The sequence below is a fragment of the Actinomycetospora sp. ABD4_176 genome (assembly GCF_056311855.1).
This window is the reverse complement of sequence record NZ_CM149974.1, coordinates 4177365-4191863: the sequence shown is the minus strand read 5'-3', so window position 1 is coordinate 4191863 and position 14499 is coordinate 4177365. Positions and strand designations below refer to the sequence as shown.

Here is a 14499-nt window from a genome sequence, read left to right as displayed (position 1 = left end):
GCCGTCTCGCGATATCCCGAGACGGCGCGAGAGAGCGCGAGGCAGCGTCGATCGCGCTGTATCGACCCGTCTCGCGACAGGCCTAGACGGTTCGAGACGCCGCGAGAGCCCCCGGGACGAGCGCGCACCCCACGTCACCACGCGTGACGACGGCGGCGGCCCACCCGATCTCGTCCTCAGGACGGGTGATGACGTGCCCCTGCCGGCGTCGTCTGCACGTGCACGGGCGACACTGAGGGCACGGCAGGGGCCGGGAGGGGACCGCTGGGACTGCCGAGGGGGAGGACCATGACGTCGACACAGGAGCTCCGGGTCGCCGCCGAGCTGGCACCGCCGCGGGCGTTCGACGCGGCGTGCCGCATGGTCGTCGACTACCTCGCGCGCGTCGTGCCGCTGGACGCCTGGGCCGTGACGCGCGTGACCGACGGGCACCAGACGATGCTCGTCACCGCCGACTCCGGCTACGGGCTGGCGCCCGGGCTCAGCACGCCGTGGACCGGCTCGATGTGCCAGTACATGGTCGCGGGCTCGGCGCCGCGGATCGTGCCCGACACCCGCGAGGTCCCCGACCTCGAGCGCATCGCGTCCGAGGCGGCGGCGCAGGGCATGGAGGTCGGCACCTACGTGGGCACCCCGATCGTCACCGGCGACGGTGCCCTGTTCGGCACCGTGATCGGCATGAACCGCGCGCCGGTCGACCCGGAGCTCGTCGCCCAGGAGCCGCTGCTCGACCTGCTCTCGAGCCTGCTGTCCTCGGTGCTCGAGGCCGACACGGCGGCGGTCGACTCGGCGCGCGCCCTCGAGCGCGCGGTCAGCGAGGCCGAGACCGACGCGCTGACCGGCCTGCTCAACCGCCGCGGCTGGGAGCGCTGGCTCGACCGCGAGGACGAGCGGTTCCGGCGCTTCGGTGACCCGGCGTCGGTGGTGATGCTCGACCTCGACGGCCTCAAGACCGTCAACGACACCCGGGGCCACGGCGCCGGCGACCGCCACCTGCGCCACTGCGCGGCGGTCCTGCGCTCCACGATCCGCAGCACCGACCCGCTCGCGCGCCTCGGCGGCGACGAGTTCGCGCTGGTCGCGCAGGTGGGCGTCGACGACGCGCACCACCTCGTCGAGCGCCTGCGCGAGGCGCTGGACGCCGCGGGCGTACCGTGCTCGATCGGCGCCGCCGCGTTCACCGTGTCCGGCGGCTTCCCCGGCGCCTGCGCCGAGGCCGACGCGCTCATGTACACCGACAAGCGCGCCCGCCGCCGCGGCGAGCGCCCGCTGCCCGGCCCCCGTCCCGAGCCGCCGAGCCTCCCGACGGCCTGACCCCCGCCCCGGCGAGCTACCCCGTGAGCTGCGCCGTCGCCGTGGCCTCGGCCCTCGGCGGTGTCCTCAGGTGCGCTCCGCGCAGGTGAGCAGAAGGGAGTGCTCCAGCACGCTTTTCTGCTCACCGGGGCGCAGCCCACCGCTGCTGCTCGGCGAGGAAGTGCGCGGCGTCGGCGGTCGCGGGGTAGAGCGCGCGGTAGTGCGCGTGGAAGGCGTCGTACCGCTCGGTGCGCTCGGGGTCGGGCGTCACGGTGGCGACGATCGGGTTCCACGGGGACGCGTCGGCGTCGAGACCGAGCGCCCGGGCCGCGAGCAGGGCGTCGCCCAGCGCGGCACCCGTGGTGTCGGCGGGGACCTCCTGCGGCTCCCCGACGACGTCGCTGACGATCTGCGTCCACAGCCCGCCGCGTGTCCCGCCGCCCACCGCGACGAGGCGGGGCACGGGACCGCCCGCGTCGCGGAACGCCTCGAGGTTGTGCCGCACGCCGTGCGCGATGCCCTCGAGCGCGGCGCGATAGAGCTCGGCGCGTCCGTGGCCCGTGGTCAGGCCGAGGACGAGACCGCGGGCGTCCGGGTCGAGGATCGGCGTGCGTTCCCCGGCGAAGTAGGGCAGCAGGAGCAGGCCGCGGGCGCCGGGCGGGACGTCGGCCGCCTCGTCGAGGAGGGTCGCGTAGTCGGCGCCGACGAGGTCGCGCAGCCAGGCGGTGACCGCGCCGGAGGTGGCCATGCCGGCCGCGGTGGTGAACGAGCCCGGCACCACGCCGCGCGTCGCCCAGAGCGCCGGGTGCCGCACGGGCGCGTCCGTGACCTGGACCAGGAACATCGTCGTGCCGTACATGACCGTCGTGTCGCCGGCGCCCGTCACCCCGACGCTGGCCGCCTCCGCCCAGGCGTCGATGGTCCCCGCGATCACCGGGATGCCGGCGGGCAGGCCGGTCGCGCGGGCCGCGCCGGCCGTCACCGTCCCGGCGACCTCGCCGGGCCACAGCAGGCGCGGCAGCGGCATGCCGGGGGCGACGACGTCGGCGAGGTCGCGGGCCCAGCCGGCGGCCTCGAGGTCGTAGAGCGGGTCGCACTGGCTCGCGGAGTGGTGGTCGAGGACGTACTCGCCGGTCAGGCGGTGCACGGCGTACGAGCTCGCCATGAGGAAGCGCTCGGTGCGGGCGTAGACCTCGGGCTCGTGGCGCTGCAGCCACCGCCACTTCGGGCCCACCGCCTGGCTCGACAGCGGCGTGCCGCCCCGCGCGACGATCTCCTCCGCGCCGATCTCCTCGGTGAGCTCGGCGATCTCCCGCGTGGCCCGGGTGTCGACGCCGTAGAGGATCGCCGGGCGCAGCGGCCGGCCGTCGGCGTCCGCGGGCAGCAGCACCGGGCCGATGCCGCTGACGCCGACCGCGTCCGGGGTGCCGCGCGGGAGCAGCTCGCCCAGGAGCGTCGTGACGTCGGACCACCAGACGCCCTCGGCGTCGTGCTCGACCCACCCGGGCCGCGGGAACGACGTCGTGTGCTCGGTCTCGGCGCGCGCCACGACCCTGCCCCCGCCGTCGACGAGCACGCCCTTCGACGACGACGTCCCGATGTCGATCCCGAGCACGAGGGTCCCGTCCGGCACGTCGTCGACCCTAGGGGCGACGACTCTCCGGCGGATGCTTCGGAAACCGAAGCATCCGGGCCCATCGAGGCCGCCGCCCTCAGGCGCCGTCCCGCGCGGGGCGTCACCAGGTCAGCGGCAGGCGGGCGAGGCCGTAGATCAGCGCGCGGCCGCGGAACTCCGGCTCGCCGTCGAGGCGCAGCCCCGGGAAGCGCGCGAGGAGCGCCGGGAACGCCACGCGCATCTCGATCCGGGCGAGCGGGGCGCCGAGGCAGTGGTGGATGCCGTGCCCGAAGGCCAGGTGCGGGACCGGCGCGCGGCCGACGTCGAGGGTCTCGCCGTCGTCGACGACCTCCGGGTCGCGGTTGGCCGCCACGAGCGACCCGACGACGAGCTCGCCGGCGGCGACCGGGTGCCCGCCGATCGTCGTGTCCCGGGTCGCGGCGCGCGGGAAGCCGCCGTGGACCACCGTCAGCCAGCGCAGCAGCTCCTCGACCGCGCCGTCGACCGCGGACGGGTCGTCCCGCACGCGGGCGAGCTGGTCGGGGCGCTCGAGCAGGGCGAGCGTGCCGAGCGCGAGCATGTTCGACGTCGTCTCGTGGCCCGCGATGAGCAGCAGGTTGCCGATGCCGATGAGCTCGTCGTCGGTGACGTCGTGCGAGTGCTCGCGGATCAGCATGCCGAGCAGGTCCTCGCCGGGCGCGGTGCGGTGGCGCGCCACCAGCGTCGCCATGTACTCCCGCGACGCGTCGGCGAGGCGCATCCGCTCGGGCGCCGGGATCGTGGCGTCGAGCTGGCGGGCGCTGCGCTCGGTGAACTCCGCGCGGTCCTCGTACGGGACGCCGAGCAGCTCGCAGATGACCATCGACGGCACCGGCAGCGCGAAGTCATTGACGAGGTCGGCCCGCCCGGCGCGCTCCATGGCGTCCAGGTGCTCGGTGACGATCTCCTCGACGCGCGGGACCAGGCGCTTCATCCGCTTGACGGTGAACTCGCCGGTGAGCATCTTCCGCAGCCGCGTGTGGTCGGGCGGGTCCTGGCCGAGCAGGTTGCCGGCCTGGCGGCGACGGAACTCCGCGGTGTCGCGGCCGGCCTGGATCAGCGCGGGCGGGGCGGGGACGGCGTCGAGGCGGAAGCGCTCGGGGTCGCCGTGCAGCTCGCGGACGTCGGCGTAGCGGCTGACCATCGTCGCCTCGTGCCCGAACGGCGTCGTCACCCGCGCCGTCCCCCCCGACTCCCGCAGGGCCGCGACGTCGTCGAGCAGCGTGAACCGGTCGCGCTGCGCGGCCACCTCACCGGTCCAGCGCGGGTGCACCCGCTCGGTCACGAAGACCTCCCCATCGACGGCGACACCGCGATGGTGCTCCCCGCCTCACGGCCGCGCCCGTCCCCCGACCGGTTCCTCCGGTATGCGCTCGTCGTCAGGAGATCGCAAGCTCGTGGTCCTAACGATCGGGTGCGCGGGAACGGATAACGGTCGTGACCCGCCCGTGGTACGACCCGGCGACCGGGCGCTGGGTGCTGCCCGGCGACCGGCCGCCGCCGTCGGGAGCGCCCCGGCGCCGGTCACCGGCGGCACGACTCGACCCGCAGCCCCCGGCCCGGCCGCCGGCGGTGCCGCCCGTGCCGCGGCCGGTGCCGCTCGTGACCGGTCGCGCGCAGCCATCGGCACGACCGCCGCGATCGGCCACGTGGCGGTGGGCCCTCGCGGTCGTGGCGGCCTTCCTCGTCGGGCTCGCGGTGCCCGTCGGGGCCGGGTCCCGGGCGCCGGAGGTGTCGGAGGCGGCGTCCGGGACCGCCACCGGCGGCCTGCTCGACGCCTCGGCGCTCATCGGGCGCCCGACCGTGTACGCCCTGGAGATCGTCACCTCGGGCGTGTCGCGGGTGGCCTCGGTCCGGTGGGACGACGGGCAGGGCGGCGTGGAGGTGCGCGAGGACCGGGCGACCCCGTTCCGCCAGACGGTGGCCGTCGGCACCGACCGGCCGTGGACCACGGTGCGGGTCACCGCCCGCCTCGCCGGCGACGCCCGCGCGGACGCCTCGGTCACCTGCGTGATCAGCGACGACGTGGGGCGGGTCCTCGACATGCGGACGCGGCGGGGTGACCGGGCCGAGGCCACCTGCAGCTCCACGGGCCGCTGAGACCTCACGGCAAGGGACGCGCGTGGGCGCGGAGCTGCGCCCACGGGTCGGCCTTGCGGGCCAGCCGCCGCGGGATCGACCGGACGTCGTGCTGGTCGGGGGCGACGCGGGAGAGCTCGTCCCAGTCCAGCGGCGTCGCGGTCGGGCCGCCGGGGCGGGCCCGCGGCGCGTAGGGCATGACGGCGGTCTGGCCGTAGGCGTTGCGGCCGACGTCGAGGAAGGTCCGCCCGCCGCGGGCGTCCTTGCGCACGGCGGTGGTGAGCTCGTCGGGGTGGTCGGCGGCGACGGCCCCGGCGATCTCGTCGGCCGCGGCCCTGACGGCGTCGTGGCCCGCCGACCCGTCGAGGGGCGCGACGACGTGGTAGCCGCGACTGCCCGTGGACTGCAGGAACGCGACGAGACCCCGCCCCTCGACGGCCGCCCGCACCGCGCGGGCGACGTCGCGGATGCCGGCGAGGTCGATGTGCTCGCCGGGGTCGATGTCGACGATCAGCCGGTCGGGACGCTCCAGCGACCCGGCCACGGCGTTCCACCCGTGCAGCGTCACCGTGCCGAACTGGACGAGACGGACGAGGTCGGCGGTCTCGGTGACCTGCGGGTGGTGGACGACGTCGTCGCCACCCTTGCGTTCCCGCCGTGGGGTGTCGACGGTGTGCAGGCCCTTCGGCGCCCGTCCCCCCGCGTCCTGCTGCACGAACCCGCCGGCGTCGAGGCCGTCGGGGAAGCGCTGCAGGGTCAGCGGGCGGCCCGCGAGGTGCGGCAGGACCGTCGCGGCGATCGTCTCCCAGTAGCGCGCGAGGTCGGCCTTCGTGACGGGGTCGCCGCCCTCGCGCGCGGGCAGGAGCACCTTGTCGGGGTGCGTGACGTCGACGCCCGCGATGCTGGTCATGCCCGGGCGTTTGCCTCGGGCGCCGGGGTGACAAACCCCGCGCTCGTGGACCGGGTGCGGCTGTCGAAGCGCATGTCACGGGCGCTGCGCCACGACCCGGCGCGCGTCGGGCTGGAGCTCGACGCCGGGGGCTGGGCGTCGCTGGACGCGGTGTGCGCGGCGCTCGGGGCGACGCCCGACGAGGTCGGGGACGTCGTGGCGAACGGGTCGAAGCCGCGCTACGAGATCGCCGACGGGCGTGTCCGCGCGCGCTACGGGCACTCGCTGCCCGGGCACGTCGAGATGCCGTCGGCCGACCCGCCGCCGACCCTCTTCCACGGCACCTCCGCCGGCGCCGTCGACGCGATCCTCCGCGAGGGCCTCCACGCGGGCGGCCGGCAGTACGTGCACCTGTCGCCGTACGAGGCCACCGCGCGCGAGGTGGGGTCGCGTCACGGACGTCCGGTGGTCCTGGCCGTCGACGCCCGGTCGGCGGCCGCCGCCGGCGCCGTCTTCCGCCGCGGCAACGCCGACACCTGGCTCACCGACGCCCTGGCCCCGGCGTACCTCCGCCGCGTCTGAGTCCGAGCGATGCGGCATCGCTGGCGCTCAAGGCCAGGATCGCCACATCCTCGCCCGCACGACACGCCGGGCGCGCCTCACCGCGACCTCACGAGCTCCACCAGCACGCGCGGCCGGACATCGAGCTCGCCCAGGTCCTCCAACCGGTGCCATCCGGCCACGAGCGCAGGCTCGGTGCTGACCGGCTCGTCGGCGTCGATCGTCACCGCGAACACGTGGTCGACCTCGTCGTGCTCCACGCCGTCCGCGACGAAGCGGTTCGGGAACGTCGCCAGGTGTTCCCCGAGCGTCGCGCCCACGTCGAGCTCCTCGCGCAGCTCCCGCACCAGCGCCTGGGCCGGCGTCTCGCCGTCCTCGACGTGGCCGCCGGGGAAGAACCAGTACCCCCGCACGACGTCCAGCATCAGCAGGACCGCGCCGTTGCGCACGACCACGGCTCGGGCGACGACCTCCATCCCGTCCCCCCGAGGTCACGAACAGATCACGGCCGCACGAAACGACACCAGCCCCCGCCGGCTCCTCCCTAGCGTCCCGACCATGACCGACCGCGGGCGGGCCTGGGCGATGGGCGTGGCCACGGTGCTGCTCATGCCGCTGGTCGCGCTCGCGCTCTCCCTCGCCTCGCCGCGCCTCGGCGAGACCGTCTCCTGGACGAGCGCCCTCGGGCTCGTCGCCGCGGTCCTCGTCTCGGCGGCCCTGGTCCTGGTCTCGCGCGTCCGGGGGCTCACGCGGCTCCTCGGCGTCGAGCTCGGCAACCACCTCCACCGCCGCCTCGGCATCGCCGCCCTCGGCTGCGTGCTCGCCCACGTCGTCTCGGCGGTCCTCCACTCGCCCCATGGCCTGGGCATGCTCGACCCGCTCGCGGTCGGCTGGCCCATCAGGGTCGGCATCGCCGCGCTCGCGCTCCTGGTCGTCCTCGGGCTGCTGCGCCCCCGCGGATCGCTGCGCCGCTACGGCCGGGTCGCGAGGGTGCACGCGGTCCTCGGCGGGGGCGCCTTCCTGCTGGTCGCCACGCACGTCGCCCTGTTCGGGCACCTCGTCGCGAACCCGCTGGTCGGCATCGCCCTGGCCGCGCTCGGCGTCACGGTGCTGGCGGTCCTGCTGCGCCGCTGGCTCCTCCGGCCGGTGCTCGGGCCCGGGGCACACCTCGTCGCGGCGATCCGCCCGGAGTCCGGCGACACGTCGACGGTCGTGCTCGTCCCCGCCGGCCGCCCGCTCGACCCCGCGCCCGAGCCCGGCCAGTTCGTGTGGCTGCGGCTGCGCCGCCTGCCCCTCGCCGAGGAGCACCCGTTCACCATCGCGGCCTCCCGACGCTCGGGGGCGCTGGAGCTGACGGTCCGCGACGCGGGGCCGTTCTCCGGCGGCCTCCACGACCTCGAGCCCGGGCGTCAGGTGTGGGTGGACGGCCCGCACGGCGCGTTCGTGCCGGCGGCGACGGCGGGCGGCCTCGTCCTCATCGCCGGCGGGGTCGGGGTCACGCCGATCATGAGCATCCTGCGCGCCCACGCCGCGGCCGCCGACCCGCGCGCCCACGCCCTGCTGCTCGCCGAGCGCGAGGGCGAGGCGCTGTTCGCCGCCGAGATCCTCGCGCTGTCACGGCGCCTCGACCTCTCGGTCCTGCGCACCGGCGGCCACCGCCTCGACGCCGGCATGCTCCGGGCGCTCCTGCCGTCCGGCGTGCCCGGCAGCCACCAGTACCTCGTCTGCGGTCCTCCGCCGCTGGTCGGGGCGGCGGTCCACGGCCTCGCCGGCCTCGGCGTTCCCGCGGGGGCCATCACCACGGAACGCTTCGGTTGATCCCGACCCGGATGATGGGGCGGTGCGACGGACCCCGCGGACGCTGCTGCTGGTGCTCGTCGTCGTGGTCGCCGCCTGCACCGCCCAGCCGCCGCCGGGCCCCCCGCCCGGGGTCCGCGTCATGACCTGGAACGTCCAGACCGGCGCCCACGACCCCGACGAGTGGGCCCCGGTCGTCGCCGACCTGCGCCCCGACGTGCTGGCGCTCCAGGAGGTCTGCACCCGCGACGCCGAGGAGCTCGCCGACCTCCTGCGCCGCGACCACGCCCTCGACTACGCCGTGGTCCGCGGCCCGATCCGCCCACCGTCGCCGGCCGAGGCGCTCGCGCCGATCAACGCCGCGCTCGGGCCGGCGTGCGACACCGGCCCCAAGAACGTCCTCTACGGCGTCGCCGTCCTCTCGCGGCTGCCCGTCGGCCCGCCGCGCATCACGACCTTCCCGCCGGACCCCCGCGACGAGCAGCGCGGCGCGCTGTCGGTCGAGGTCACCACGCCGGCCGGGCCGGTCGCCGTCCACAACAGCCACATCGGCATCGACGGCGTGCAGACCGCGCAGATCCGTCGCCTCGCCGAGGTCGCCGCGGGGCCCGGGCCGGCCGTCGTGCTGGGCGACCTCAACGTCGGCCCCGACGACCCGCAGCTCGCACCGCTGCGGCCGGACTTCACCGACGTCGATCCGGACGGCCCCGCCACCTCCGCCCGCGGTCGGATCGACCACGTCTTCGTCCGCGGCCTCGTCCCTGTCGGGCCGGCGGAGGTCCCCGACGTCACGGTCTCCGACCACCGCCCGGTGGTCGTGGACCTCCGACCCGGCTGACGTCGTTCCCGCCCTCTCACACCGGCACGGACGCCCCGAGCACCGCTGACAGCGGCGTGGCGGGACGCCCGACCAGCCGGGGCAGCGTGGGGTCGACCGCGGCGAAGTCGCCCCGGCGGCTCGCCGCGAACATCGTCAGCAGCATGTCGACCGCCTCTCCCGGTACGCCGTGCGCGACCTGCTCAGCGCGGTACTCGGCGTCGGTCACCGTCACGTGCCGGATCGTCCGCCCCGCCGCCTCGGAGGCCAGGCCCGCGACCTGCGCCATCGTCAGCGCCTCCGGCCCGGTCAACGGCGGGGTGACGCCGTCGAGCACCTCGCCGACGAGCATCTCGACCGTCGCGTCGGCGAGGTCCTCGCGCGTGGTCCAGGCGACCGGCCCGTCCTCGGGGACACGCAGCTCGCCGGTCTGCCAGGCGCCGGTGAGCAGCATCGGCACGGTCGAGGCGTAGAAGCCGTTGCGCAGCGAGGTGAACGCCGCGCCGCAGCCGCGGAGGATCTCCTCGGTGGCGGCGTGGTCGGGCATCGGCGCCATCGGTGACGTCGGGTCGGCGCCGGCGTGGCTCGTGTAGAGCACCCGCTGGGCGCCGGCCGCGACGGCCGCCTCGACCGCGGCCCGGTGCCGGCGCAGGGCCTCCTCGCCGAGCACGTTCGCCGACACCACCAGCACCTGCGAGGCGCCCTCGAACGCGTCGGCGAGGCTCCCGGGAACGGCGTAGTCGCCGCGGCGCACCCGCACGCCGCGCTCGGCGAGATCCCGCGCCTTCCCGGGGTCGCGGACGCTCGCCCCGATCTGCTCGGCGGGCAGGCGCTCCAGCAGCCGCTCGAGCACCGCACGGCCCAGGCGGCCGCTCGCTCCGGTCACGACGATCATGGCATCTCCGTTTCCAGTGGTAACAGTAGAACGCTAGCACCGTTGTTAGCGCCGGAAGCAACTTCTCGCTATCGTCGTGACCGTGGAGGAGGGCCCGCGCGGGCGGATCGTCGCGGCCGCGCTGCGCCTGCTCGAGGAGGGCGGGCCGGACGCGGTGTCGACGCGCGCGGTGAGCGCCGCCGCGGGCGTCCAGGCGCCGACGATCTACCGCCTCTTCGGGGACAAGCAGGGCCTGCTCGACGCCGTCGCCACCCAGGGCTTCGCCTCGTACCTGGCCGGCAAGACCGCCCGCGAGCCCACCGACGACCCCGTCGCGGACCTGCGCGACGGCTGGGACCAGCACGTCGAGCTCGGCCTCGCCCACCCCGCGCTCTACCGCCTGATGTACGCGGGCTCCGTCCCGGGCTCGCCGGCCGCGGCCGCCGCCGTCGCCGTCCTGGGCGAGTACATCGGCCGGATCGCCGAGGCCGGGCGGCTGCGCGTGCCCGAGGCGCGGGCGGTCGCGCTCGTCCGGGCCGCCGGGGAGGGGACGACGCTGACGCTGCTCGGCACGCCCGTCGACCAGCGCGACCCGGAACTGGCGACGACGGCACGCGAGGCCGTCATCGCGGCCATCACCACCGACGCGCCGGCCCTACCCGACCCGGGGCCGGTCCCCGCGGCCGCGGCCCTGCGCGCGGCGCTGCCGGAGGTCGACGCCCTGAGCCCGGCCGAGCTCGGCGTGCTGCGCGAGTGGCTGGACCGCATCACGTCGGCCCCGTGACGGTCAGGTGGGCACGCTGGACCCATGACCGTCGACTACGGCCCCCACGGATCGAGCCTGCGCGACCTGCCCCGCCTGCGCCGCACCCGCCGCCGGCGCTCGTCGAGCTGGGACCGCACCGGCGGCAACGACGACCGCGTGACCCTGCGCCCCGGCGCCACCGCCACCCTGCTCGACGTCGCGGGCGCCGGCGTCGTCACGCACCTCTGGGTCACCGTCGCCGCGTCACGCAGCCTGCGGAACCCCCGCGGCACGGTCCACGACCTGCTCCGGCGCCTGACCCTGCGCGCCTGGTGGGACGGCGAGGAGCACCCGAGCGTCGCGGTGCCGCTCGGCGACTTCTTCGGCGTCGGCCACGGCCGCACCACCAACTTCGTCTCGTTGCCGCTGCAGATGAGCCCGGAGGACGGCAAGGCGTTCAACTGCTGGTTCGCGATGCCGTTCGGGGACGGCGCCCGGATGGAGATCACGAGCGAGGTCGACGACACCGACGTGCTCGTCTACTTCTACGTCGACTACGAAGAGCTCGACGCCCTCGACGACGACATCGGCCGCTTCCACGCGCAGTGGCGCCGCCAGCTGACAACCGGTGTCAGGCCCGGCGCCTCGAACGCCGCCTACCAGTTCCACGGGACGAACCTGACAGGCGTCGACAACTACACGATCCTCGAGGCCGAGGGCCACGGCCACTACGTCGGCTGCGTGCTCAACGTGCAGAACCGGCGCCGCACGCGGAAGTGGAACTGGTACGGCGAGGGCGACGACATGATCTTCATCGACGGCGACGTCTGGCCGCCGACCCTGCACGGGACCGGCACCGAGGACTACGTCAACACCGCCTGGTGCCCGACGCAGCCCTACTCCGCGCCCTACCACGGGGTCACGCTCGCGGGCGGGAAGAACTGGCGCGGCCCGGTGAGCCTGTACCGCTTCCACGTCGAGGACCCCGTCGTGTTCGAGCGCTCGATCCGCGTGTCCATCGAGCACGGGCACGCGAACCGGCGCAGCGACGACTGGTCGTCGGTCGCCTACTGGTACCAGGCCGAACCCCACCGACCCTTCGACCTGGCGCCGGTGGAGGATCGGCTCCCCATCCGGTGAGCGAGAGGTCACTGCCCGCTTGGCCAGGGTCACACCCCTCTGTGGTGGCAGGGCGAGCCCTGCTCCTCGCACCATCGGGCATCGACCACGGAGGTACGCGATGAACGACCAGGAACGCTACGACCGCTTCCTCTCCGCCCTCGGCTTCCGCGCCGACCTCGACGGCAGCCCGACCGACGGCCGAGGCACCGTCGACCTGACCGGTCTCGACGGCGAGCCCGTCGAGCCCGCCGTGCGGCTGCACGTCTGCCCGCAGACGCTCGCGCAGCACGTCTGCGACGAGGAGGGCCGCGACCCGTCGGCCCGCCAGCCCCGCTTCGACGACGTCGAGACCGACGAGCTCGACGACCCCGAGGCCGCCTGCCTGCAGACCCTGCTCGCGCAGATCGAGGAGGCGATCCTCGTGCGCGAGCCCGGGCACGACCACCTCGTCCTCGTCGAGGGCGGCGTGCGGGCGGTGTCCGCCGAGGAGGTCCCCGCCTAGGCTTCGTGCGGGATCTTGAACGGCTGGAGGGCGCCGGCGTCGATGACCTGCGTGGTGCCGGTGACGTAGCGGGCCTCGTCGGAGGCGAGCCACAGCACGGCGTTGCTGATGTCGATCGCCTCCACCCAGGGCACCTTCATCGCGTTGAGCGTCGTCATGCCGACCTGCGCGTCCTCGTAGGTCGCGCCCTGCACCCCGAGGAAGAGCTCGTAGATCGGCTCGTTGTGGATCATGTCGGTGCTCACCGTCGTCGGGTGCACCGAGTTGACGCGGATGCCGTGGGGCGCGAGCTCGACGGCGAAGGTGCGCATCAGGCCGGTGACGCCGTGCTTGGCCGCGGTGTAGTGCGCGAGGTTCGGGAAGGCGCGCAGGCCGGCGATCGAGCTGGTCAGCACGATCGACCCGCCCGTGCCCTGCTCGATCATCGTCGGCACCGTGGCCTTCAGCGTCCTCCAGACGCCGGTGAGGTTGACGTCGATCATCTCCTGGAAGGTCTCCTCGGAGAGCTCCCAGGCGGGCGCGAAGCTCGCGATGCCGGCGTTGGCGCAGACGACGTCGAGGTGCCCGAGCTCGGCGACGCCGTCACTGACCGCGGACTGCAGAGCGCCCAGGTCGCGCACGTCGGCCTCGCGGGTGACGACGCGACGATCGAGGTCCTCGACGAGCTTGGCGGTCTCGGCGAGGTCGGCGGGCGTGGCCATGTCGTAGGGCACGGAGTCGAGCTGCGCGCACACGTCCACCGCGATGATCTCGGCGCCCTCCTGGGCCAGCCGCAGGGCGTGCGCGCGTCCCTGGCCACGCGCCGCACCGGTGATCAGCGCGACCTTGCCGTCCATCCGTCCCATGCCGTCTCCCCGATCTCGGATGTGATGCCGATCTCATCCTGATCGAGAGTGGGGCGCACCGTGTACCGCCGGGCGGCCGTGGACACGGCCGACGAGCAGGGGATGGACAGGGTCAGTCCGAGGCGGCGGCGCGTCGCGCCACGCGCGACTCGAGCTCGTCGGCGCTCAGCGCCACCGCGACGCAGAAGAGCTCCGACGCCTCGACCGCTTCGCGCGCGTCCTGCAGGAACACGTTGTCGGGACGGCGGGCCCCGGCGATCGCGATGAGCCGACGCACGTTGTCGGCGGCCCGCGCGATCTGTTCCTCGAGGGACGCGCCGTCCATCGGCACGATCTCGCCGCCGAACCGCCGCTCGGCCATGAGCACCCAGGTGGCCACACCCCGCGCCGTCACGCCCGTGAGCGGGCAGCGGGCGTGCAGGAAGTCCGGGTCGTCCCGATCGGTCACCACGCACCTCCGCGAGGAGCATGACGACGGATTTGCCGCCGGACGACGTGACACGCTGGACGCATGCCCGAGGCGGTCGCTCGCGTCGCGTCCCTGACCGTCTTCCCGGTCAAGGGCTGCGCCGGGATGGCCGTCGACCGTCGCGAGGTGGCGACGACCGGGCTCGCCGGCGACCGGCAGTTCATGGTCGTCGCGCCCGACGGGCGCTTCAAGACCCAGCGGCGCCACCCCCTGCTGGCGACGATCCGCCCGCACCTCGACGGCCCGACGTTGACGCTGTCGGCCGACGGCCGATCGTCGTGCACGGTCGAGGTGGCCGACGACGGTCCGCGGCACCAGGTCGAGATCTTCGGCAAGCAGCACCCGGCCCTCGACCAGGGCGACGAGGCCGCCGCCTGGCTCTCCGACGTGCTCGGGGTCGAGAGCCGGCTCGTCGGCCTCACGCCCGAGCACCACCGCCCCACCAACGGCCTCGTGCCCGGCCTGTCGGGCTGGGCCGACAGCGGCTCGCTGCTGCTGCTCTCCCGCGCCGCGGCCGACGACCTCTCCGACCGCGCCGCCGAACGCACCGGCGCGCCCGTTCCGCTGGAGCGCTTCCGCGCCAACGTCGTGCTCACCGGCTGCCCGGCCCACGCCGAGGACGGGTGGGACCGCGTGCGCCTCGGCTCGGCCCGCCTGGCGTTCGCCAAGAAGGCCGTGCGCTGCGCCGTCGTCACCGTCGACCAGCACACCGGCGCCCGCGTCGGCCCCGAGCCGCTGGAGACGCTGGCGACCTACCGGCTCGAGGACCAGGGCGTCGTGTTCGGGGCGAAGTACACGGTGCTGGAGCCAGGCGAGGTCACGGTGGGGGACGAGCTGCAGGTGACGTCCTGA

At 75.2% G+C, this 14499-nt stretch carries 15 protein-coding genes; 9 read left to right on the top strand and 6 right to left on the bottom strand.

Features of this window, described 5'->3' with window-relative positions:
- Nucleotides 1–288 precede the first annotated feature (288 nt).
- Entirely contained in the window at nt 289–1314 is a 1026-nt protein-coding gene (locus tag ACYX4T_RS20300; RefSeq protein WP_476011082.1) for a sensor domain-containing diguanylate cyclase, read from the top strand.
- A gap of 121 nt (nt 1315–1435) precedes the next feature.
- Here ACYX4T_RS20300 and ACYX4T_RS20295 read toward each other — a convergent pair whose 3' ends face one another.
- Together ACYX4T_RS20295 and ACYX4T_RS20290 are read right to left on the bottom strand one after the other, a co-directional pair.
- Nucleotides 1436–2926: an FGGY-family carbohydrate kinase gene (locus tag ACYX4T_RS20295; protein WP_476011081.1), complete on the bottom strand. Its 1491-nt coding sequence runs from the start codon at nt 2924–2926 to the stop codon at nt 1436–1438.
- A 103-nt stretch (nt 2927–3029) separates the two neighbouring features.
- The gene (locus ACYX4T_RS20290; RefSeq protein WP_476011080.1) at nt 3030–4232 is read right to left on the bottom strand and encodes a cytochrome P450; all 1203 of its coding nucleotides are present in this window, start codon (nt 4230–4232) and stop codon (nt 3030–3032) included.
- A 152-nt stretch (nt 4233–4384) separates the two neighbouring features.
- On the opposite strand from ACYX4T_RS20290, the gene ACYX4T_RS20285 reads away from it, so the two are divergent.
- Nucleotides 4385–5047: a hypothetical protein gene (locus tag ACYX4T_RS20285; protein WP_476011079.1), complete on the top strand. Its 663-nt coding sequence runs from the start codon at nt 4385–4387 to the stop codon at nt 5045–5047.
- Nucleotides 5048–5051: 4 nt separating this feature from the next.
- Here the strand turns inward: ACYX4T_RS20285 and ACYX4T_RS20280 are convergent, their stop codons facing one another.
- Entirely contained in the window at nt 5052–5936 is an 885-nt protein-coding gene (locus ACYX4T_RS20280; protein WP_476011078.1) for a DNA polymerase domain-containing protein, read from the bottom strand.
- 45 nt (nt 5937–5981) lie between these two features.
- On the opposite strand from ACYX4T_RS20280, the gene ACYX4T_RS20275 reads away from it, so the two are divergent.
- Nucleotides 5982–6497, top strand: coding sequence for an RNA 2'-phosphotransferase (locus tag ACYX4T_RS20275; protein WP_476011077.1), 516 nt, complete (start codon nt 5982–5984; stop codon nt 6495–6497).
- A gap of 77 nt (nt 6498–6574) precedes the next feature.
- On the opposite strand, the gene ACYX4T_RS20270 is transcribed toward ACYX4T_RS20275, so the two are convergent.
- On the bottom strand, nt 6575–6952 hold the full coding sequence (locus ACYX4T_RS20270) for an NUDIX domain-containing protein (RefSeq protein ID WP_476011076.1): 378 nt from the start codon (nt 6950–6952) through the stop codon (nt 6575–6577).
- A gap of 82 nt (nt 6953–7034) precedes the next feature.
- Between ACYX4T_RS20270 and ACYX4T_RS20265 the strand changes: the two genes are divergently transcribed.
- Nucleotides 7035–8294: a ferric reductase-like transmembrane domain-containing protein gene (locus tag ACYX4T_RS20265; protein ID WP_476011075.1), complete on the top strand. Its 1260-nt coding sequence runs from the start codon at nt 7035–7037 to the stop codon at nt 8292–8294.
- A gap of 22 nt (nt 8295–8316) precedes the next feature.
- Nucleotides 8317–9111 carry an endonuclease/exonuclease/phosphatase family protein gene (locus ACYX4T_RS20260; RefSeq protein WP_476011074.1) on the top strand — a complete coding sequence of 265 codons (795 nt, stop codon included), beginning with the start codon at nt 8317–8319 and terminating at the stop codon, nt 9109–9111.
- A 16-nt stretch (nt 9112–9127) separates the two neighbouring features.
- On the opposite strand, the gene ACYX4T_RS20255 is transcribed toward ACYX4T_RS20260, so the two are convergent.
- Nucleotides 9128–9985 (bottom strand): NAD(P)H-binding protein, encoded by an 858-nt coding sequence (locus ACYX4T_RS20255; protein ID WP_476011073.1) that lies wholly within the window; start codon nt 9983–9985, stop codon nt 9128–9130.
- Nucleotides 9986–10067: 82 nt separating this feature from the next.
- Here ACYX4T_RS20255 and ACYX4T_RS20250 point away from each other — a divergent pair, with 82 nt between their 5' ends.
- The 3 genes from ACYX4T_RS20250 (at nt 10068) to ACYX4T_RS20240 (ending at nt 12333) form a co-directional block, all read left to right on the top strand.
- Nucleotides 10068–10748 (top strand): TetR/AcrR family transcriptional regulator, encoded by a 681-nt coding sequence (locus tag ACYX4T_RS20250; protein ID WP_476011072.1) that lies wholly within the window; start codon nt 10068–10070, stop codon nt 10746–10748.
- Between the two features lie 24 nt (nt 10749–10772).
- Nucleotides 10773–11849, top strand: a complete 1077-nt coding sequence (locus ACYX4T_RS20245) for a glycoside hydrolase family 172 protein (protein ID WP_476011071.1) — start codon at nt 10773–10775, stop codon at nt 11847–11849.
- A 100-nt stretch (nt 11850–11949) separates the two neighbouring features.
- Nucleotides 11950–12333, top strand: coding sequence for a hypothetical protein (locus tag ACYX4T_RS20240; protein ID WP_476011070.1), 384 nt, complete (start codon nt 11950–11952; stop codon nt 12331–12333).
- On the opposite strand, the gene ACYX4T_RS20235 is transcribed toward ACYX4T_RS20240, so the two are convergent.
- Entirely contained in the window at nt 12330–13178 is an 849-nt protein-coding gene (locus ACYX4T_RS20235; protein WP_476011069.1) for a mycofactocin-coupled SDR family oxidoreductase, read from the bottom strand. The two genes, ACYX4T_RS20240 and ACYX4T_RS20235, sit on opposite strands and share 4 nt — an antisense overlap.
- Before the next feature lie 511 nt (nt 13179–13689).
- Here ACYX4T_RS20235 and ACYX4T_RS20230 point away from each other — a divergent pair.
- On the top strand, nt 13690–14499 hold the full coding sequence (locus tag ACYX4T_RS20230; protein ID WP_476015320.1) for an MOSC domain-containing protein: 810 nt from the start codon (nt 13690–13692) through the stop codon (nt 14497–14499).

Excerpts from the sequence above, each read along its gene's own strand:
- ACYX4T_RS20240 (WP_476011070.1), top strand. The coding sequence starts at position 11,950 with ATGAACGACCAGGAACGCTACGACCGCTTCCTCTCCGCCCTCGGCTTC.
- ACYX4T_RS20245 (WP_476011071.1), top strand. The coding sequence starts at position 10,773 with ATGACCGTCGACTACGGCCCCCACGGATCGAGCCTGCGCGACCTGCCC.
- ACYX4T_RS20280 (WP_476011078.1), bottom strand. The coding sequence starts at position 5,936 with ATGACCAGCATCGCGGGCGTCGACGTCACGCACCCCGACAAGGTGCTC.
- ACYX4T_RS20230 (WP_476015320.1), top strand. The coding sequence starts at position 13,690 with ATGCCCGAGGCGGTCGCTCGCGTCGCGTCCCTGACCGTCTTCCCGGTC.
- ACYX4T_RS20270 (WP_476011076.1), bottom strand. The coding sequence starts at position 6,952 with ATGGAGGTCGTCGCCCGAGCCGTGGTCGTGCGCAACGGCGCGGTCCTG.
- ACYX4T_RS20235 (WP_476011069.1), bottom strand. The coding sequence starts at position 13,178 with ATGGGACGGATGGACGGCAAGGTCGCGCTGATCACCGGTGCGGCGCGT.
- ACYX4T_RS20265 (WP_476011075.1), top strand. The coding sequence starts at position 7,035 with ATGACCGACCGCGGGCGGGCCTGGGCGATGGGCGTGGCCACGGTGCTG.
- ACYX4T_RS20255 (WP_476011073.1), bottom strand. The coding sequence starts at position 9,985 with ATGATCGTCGTGACCGGAGCGAGCGGCCGCCTGGGCCGTGCGGTGCTC.
- ACYX4T_RS20300 (WP_476011082.1), top strand. The coding sequence starts at position 289 with ATGACGTCGACACAGGAGCTCCGGGTCGCCGCCGAGCTGGCACCGCCG.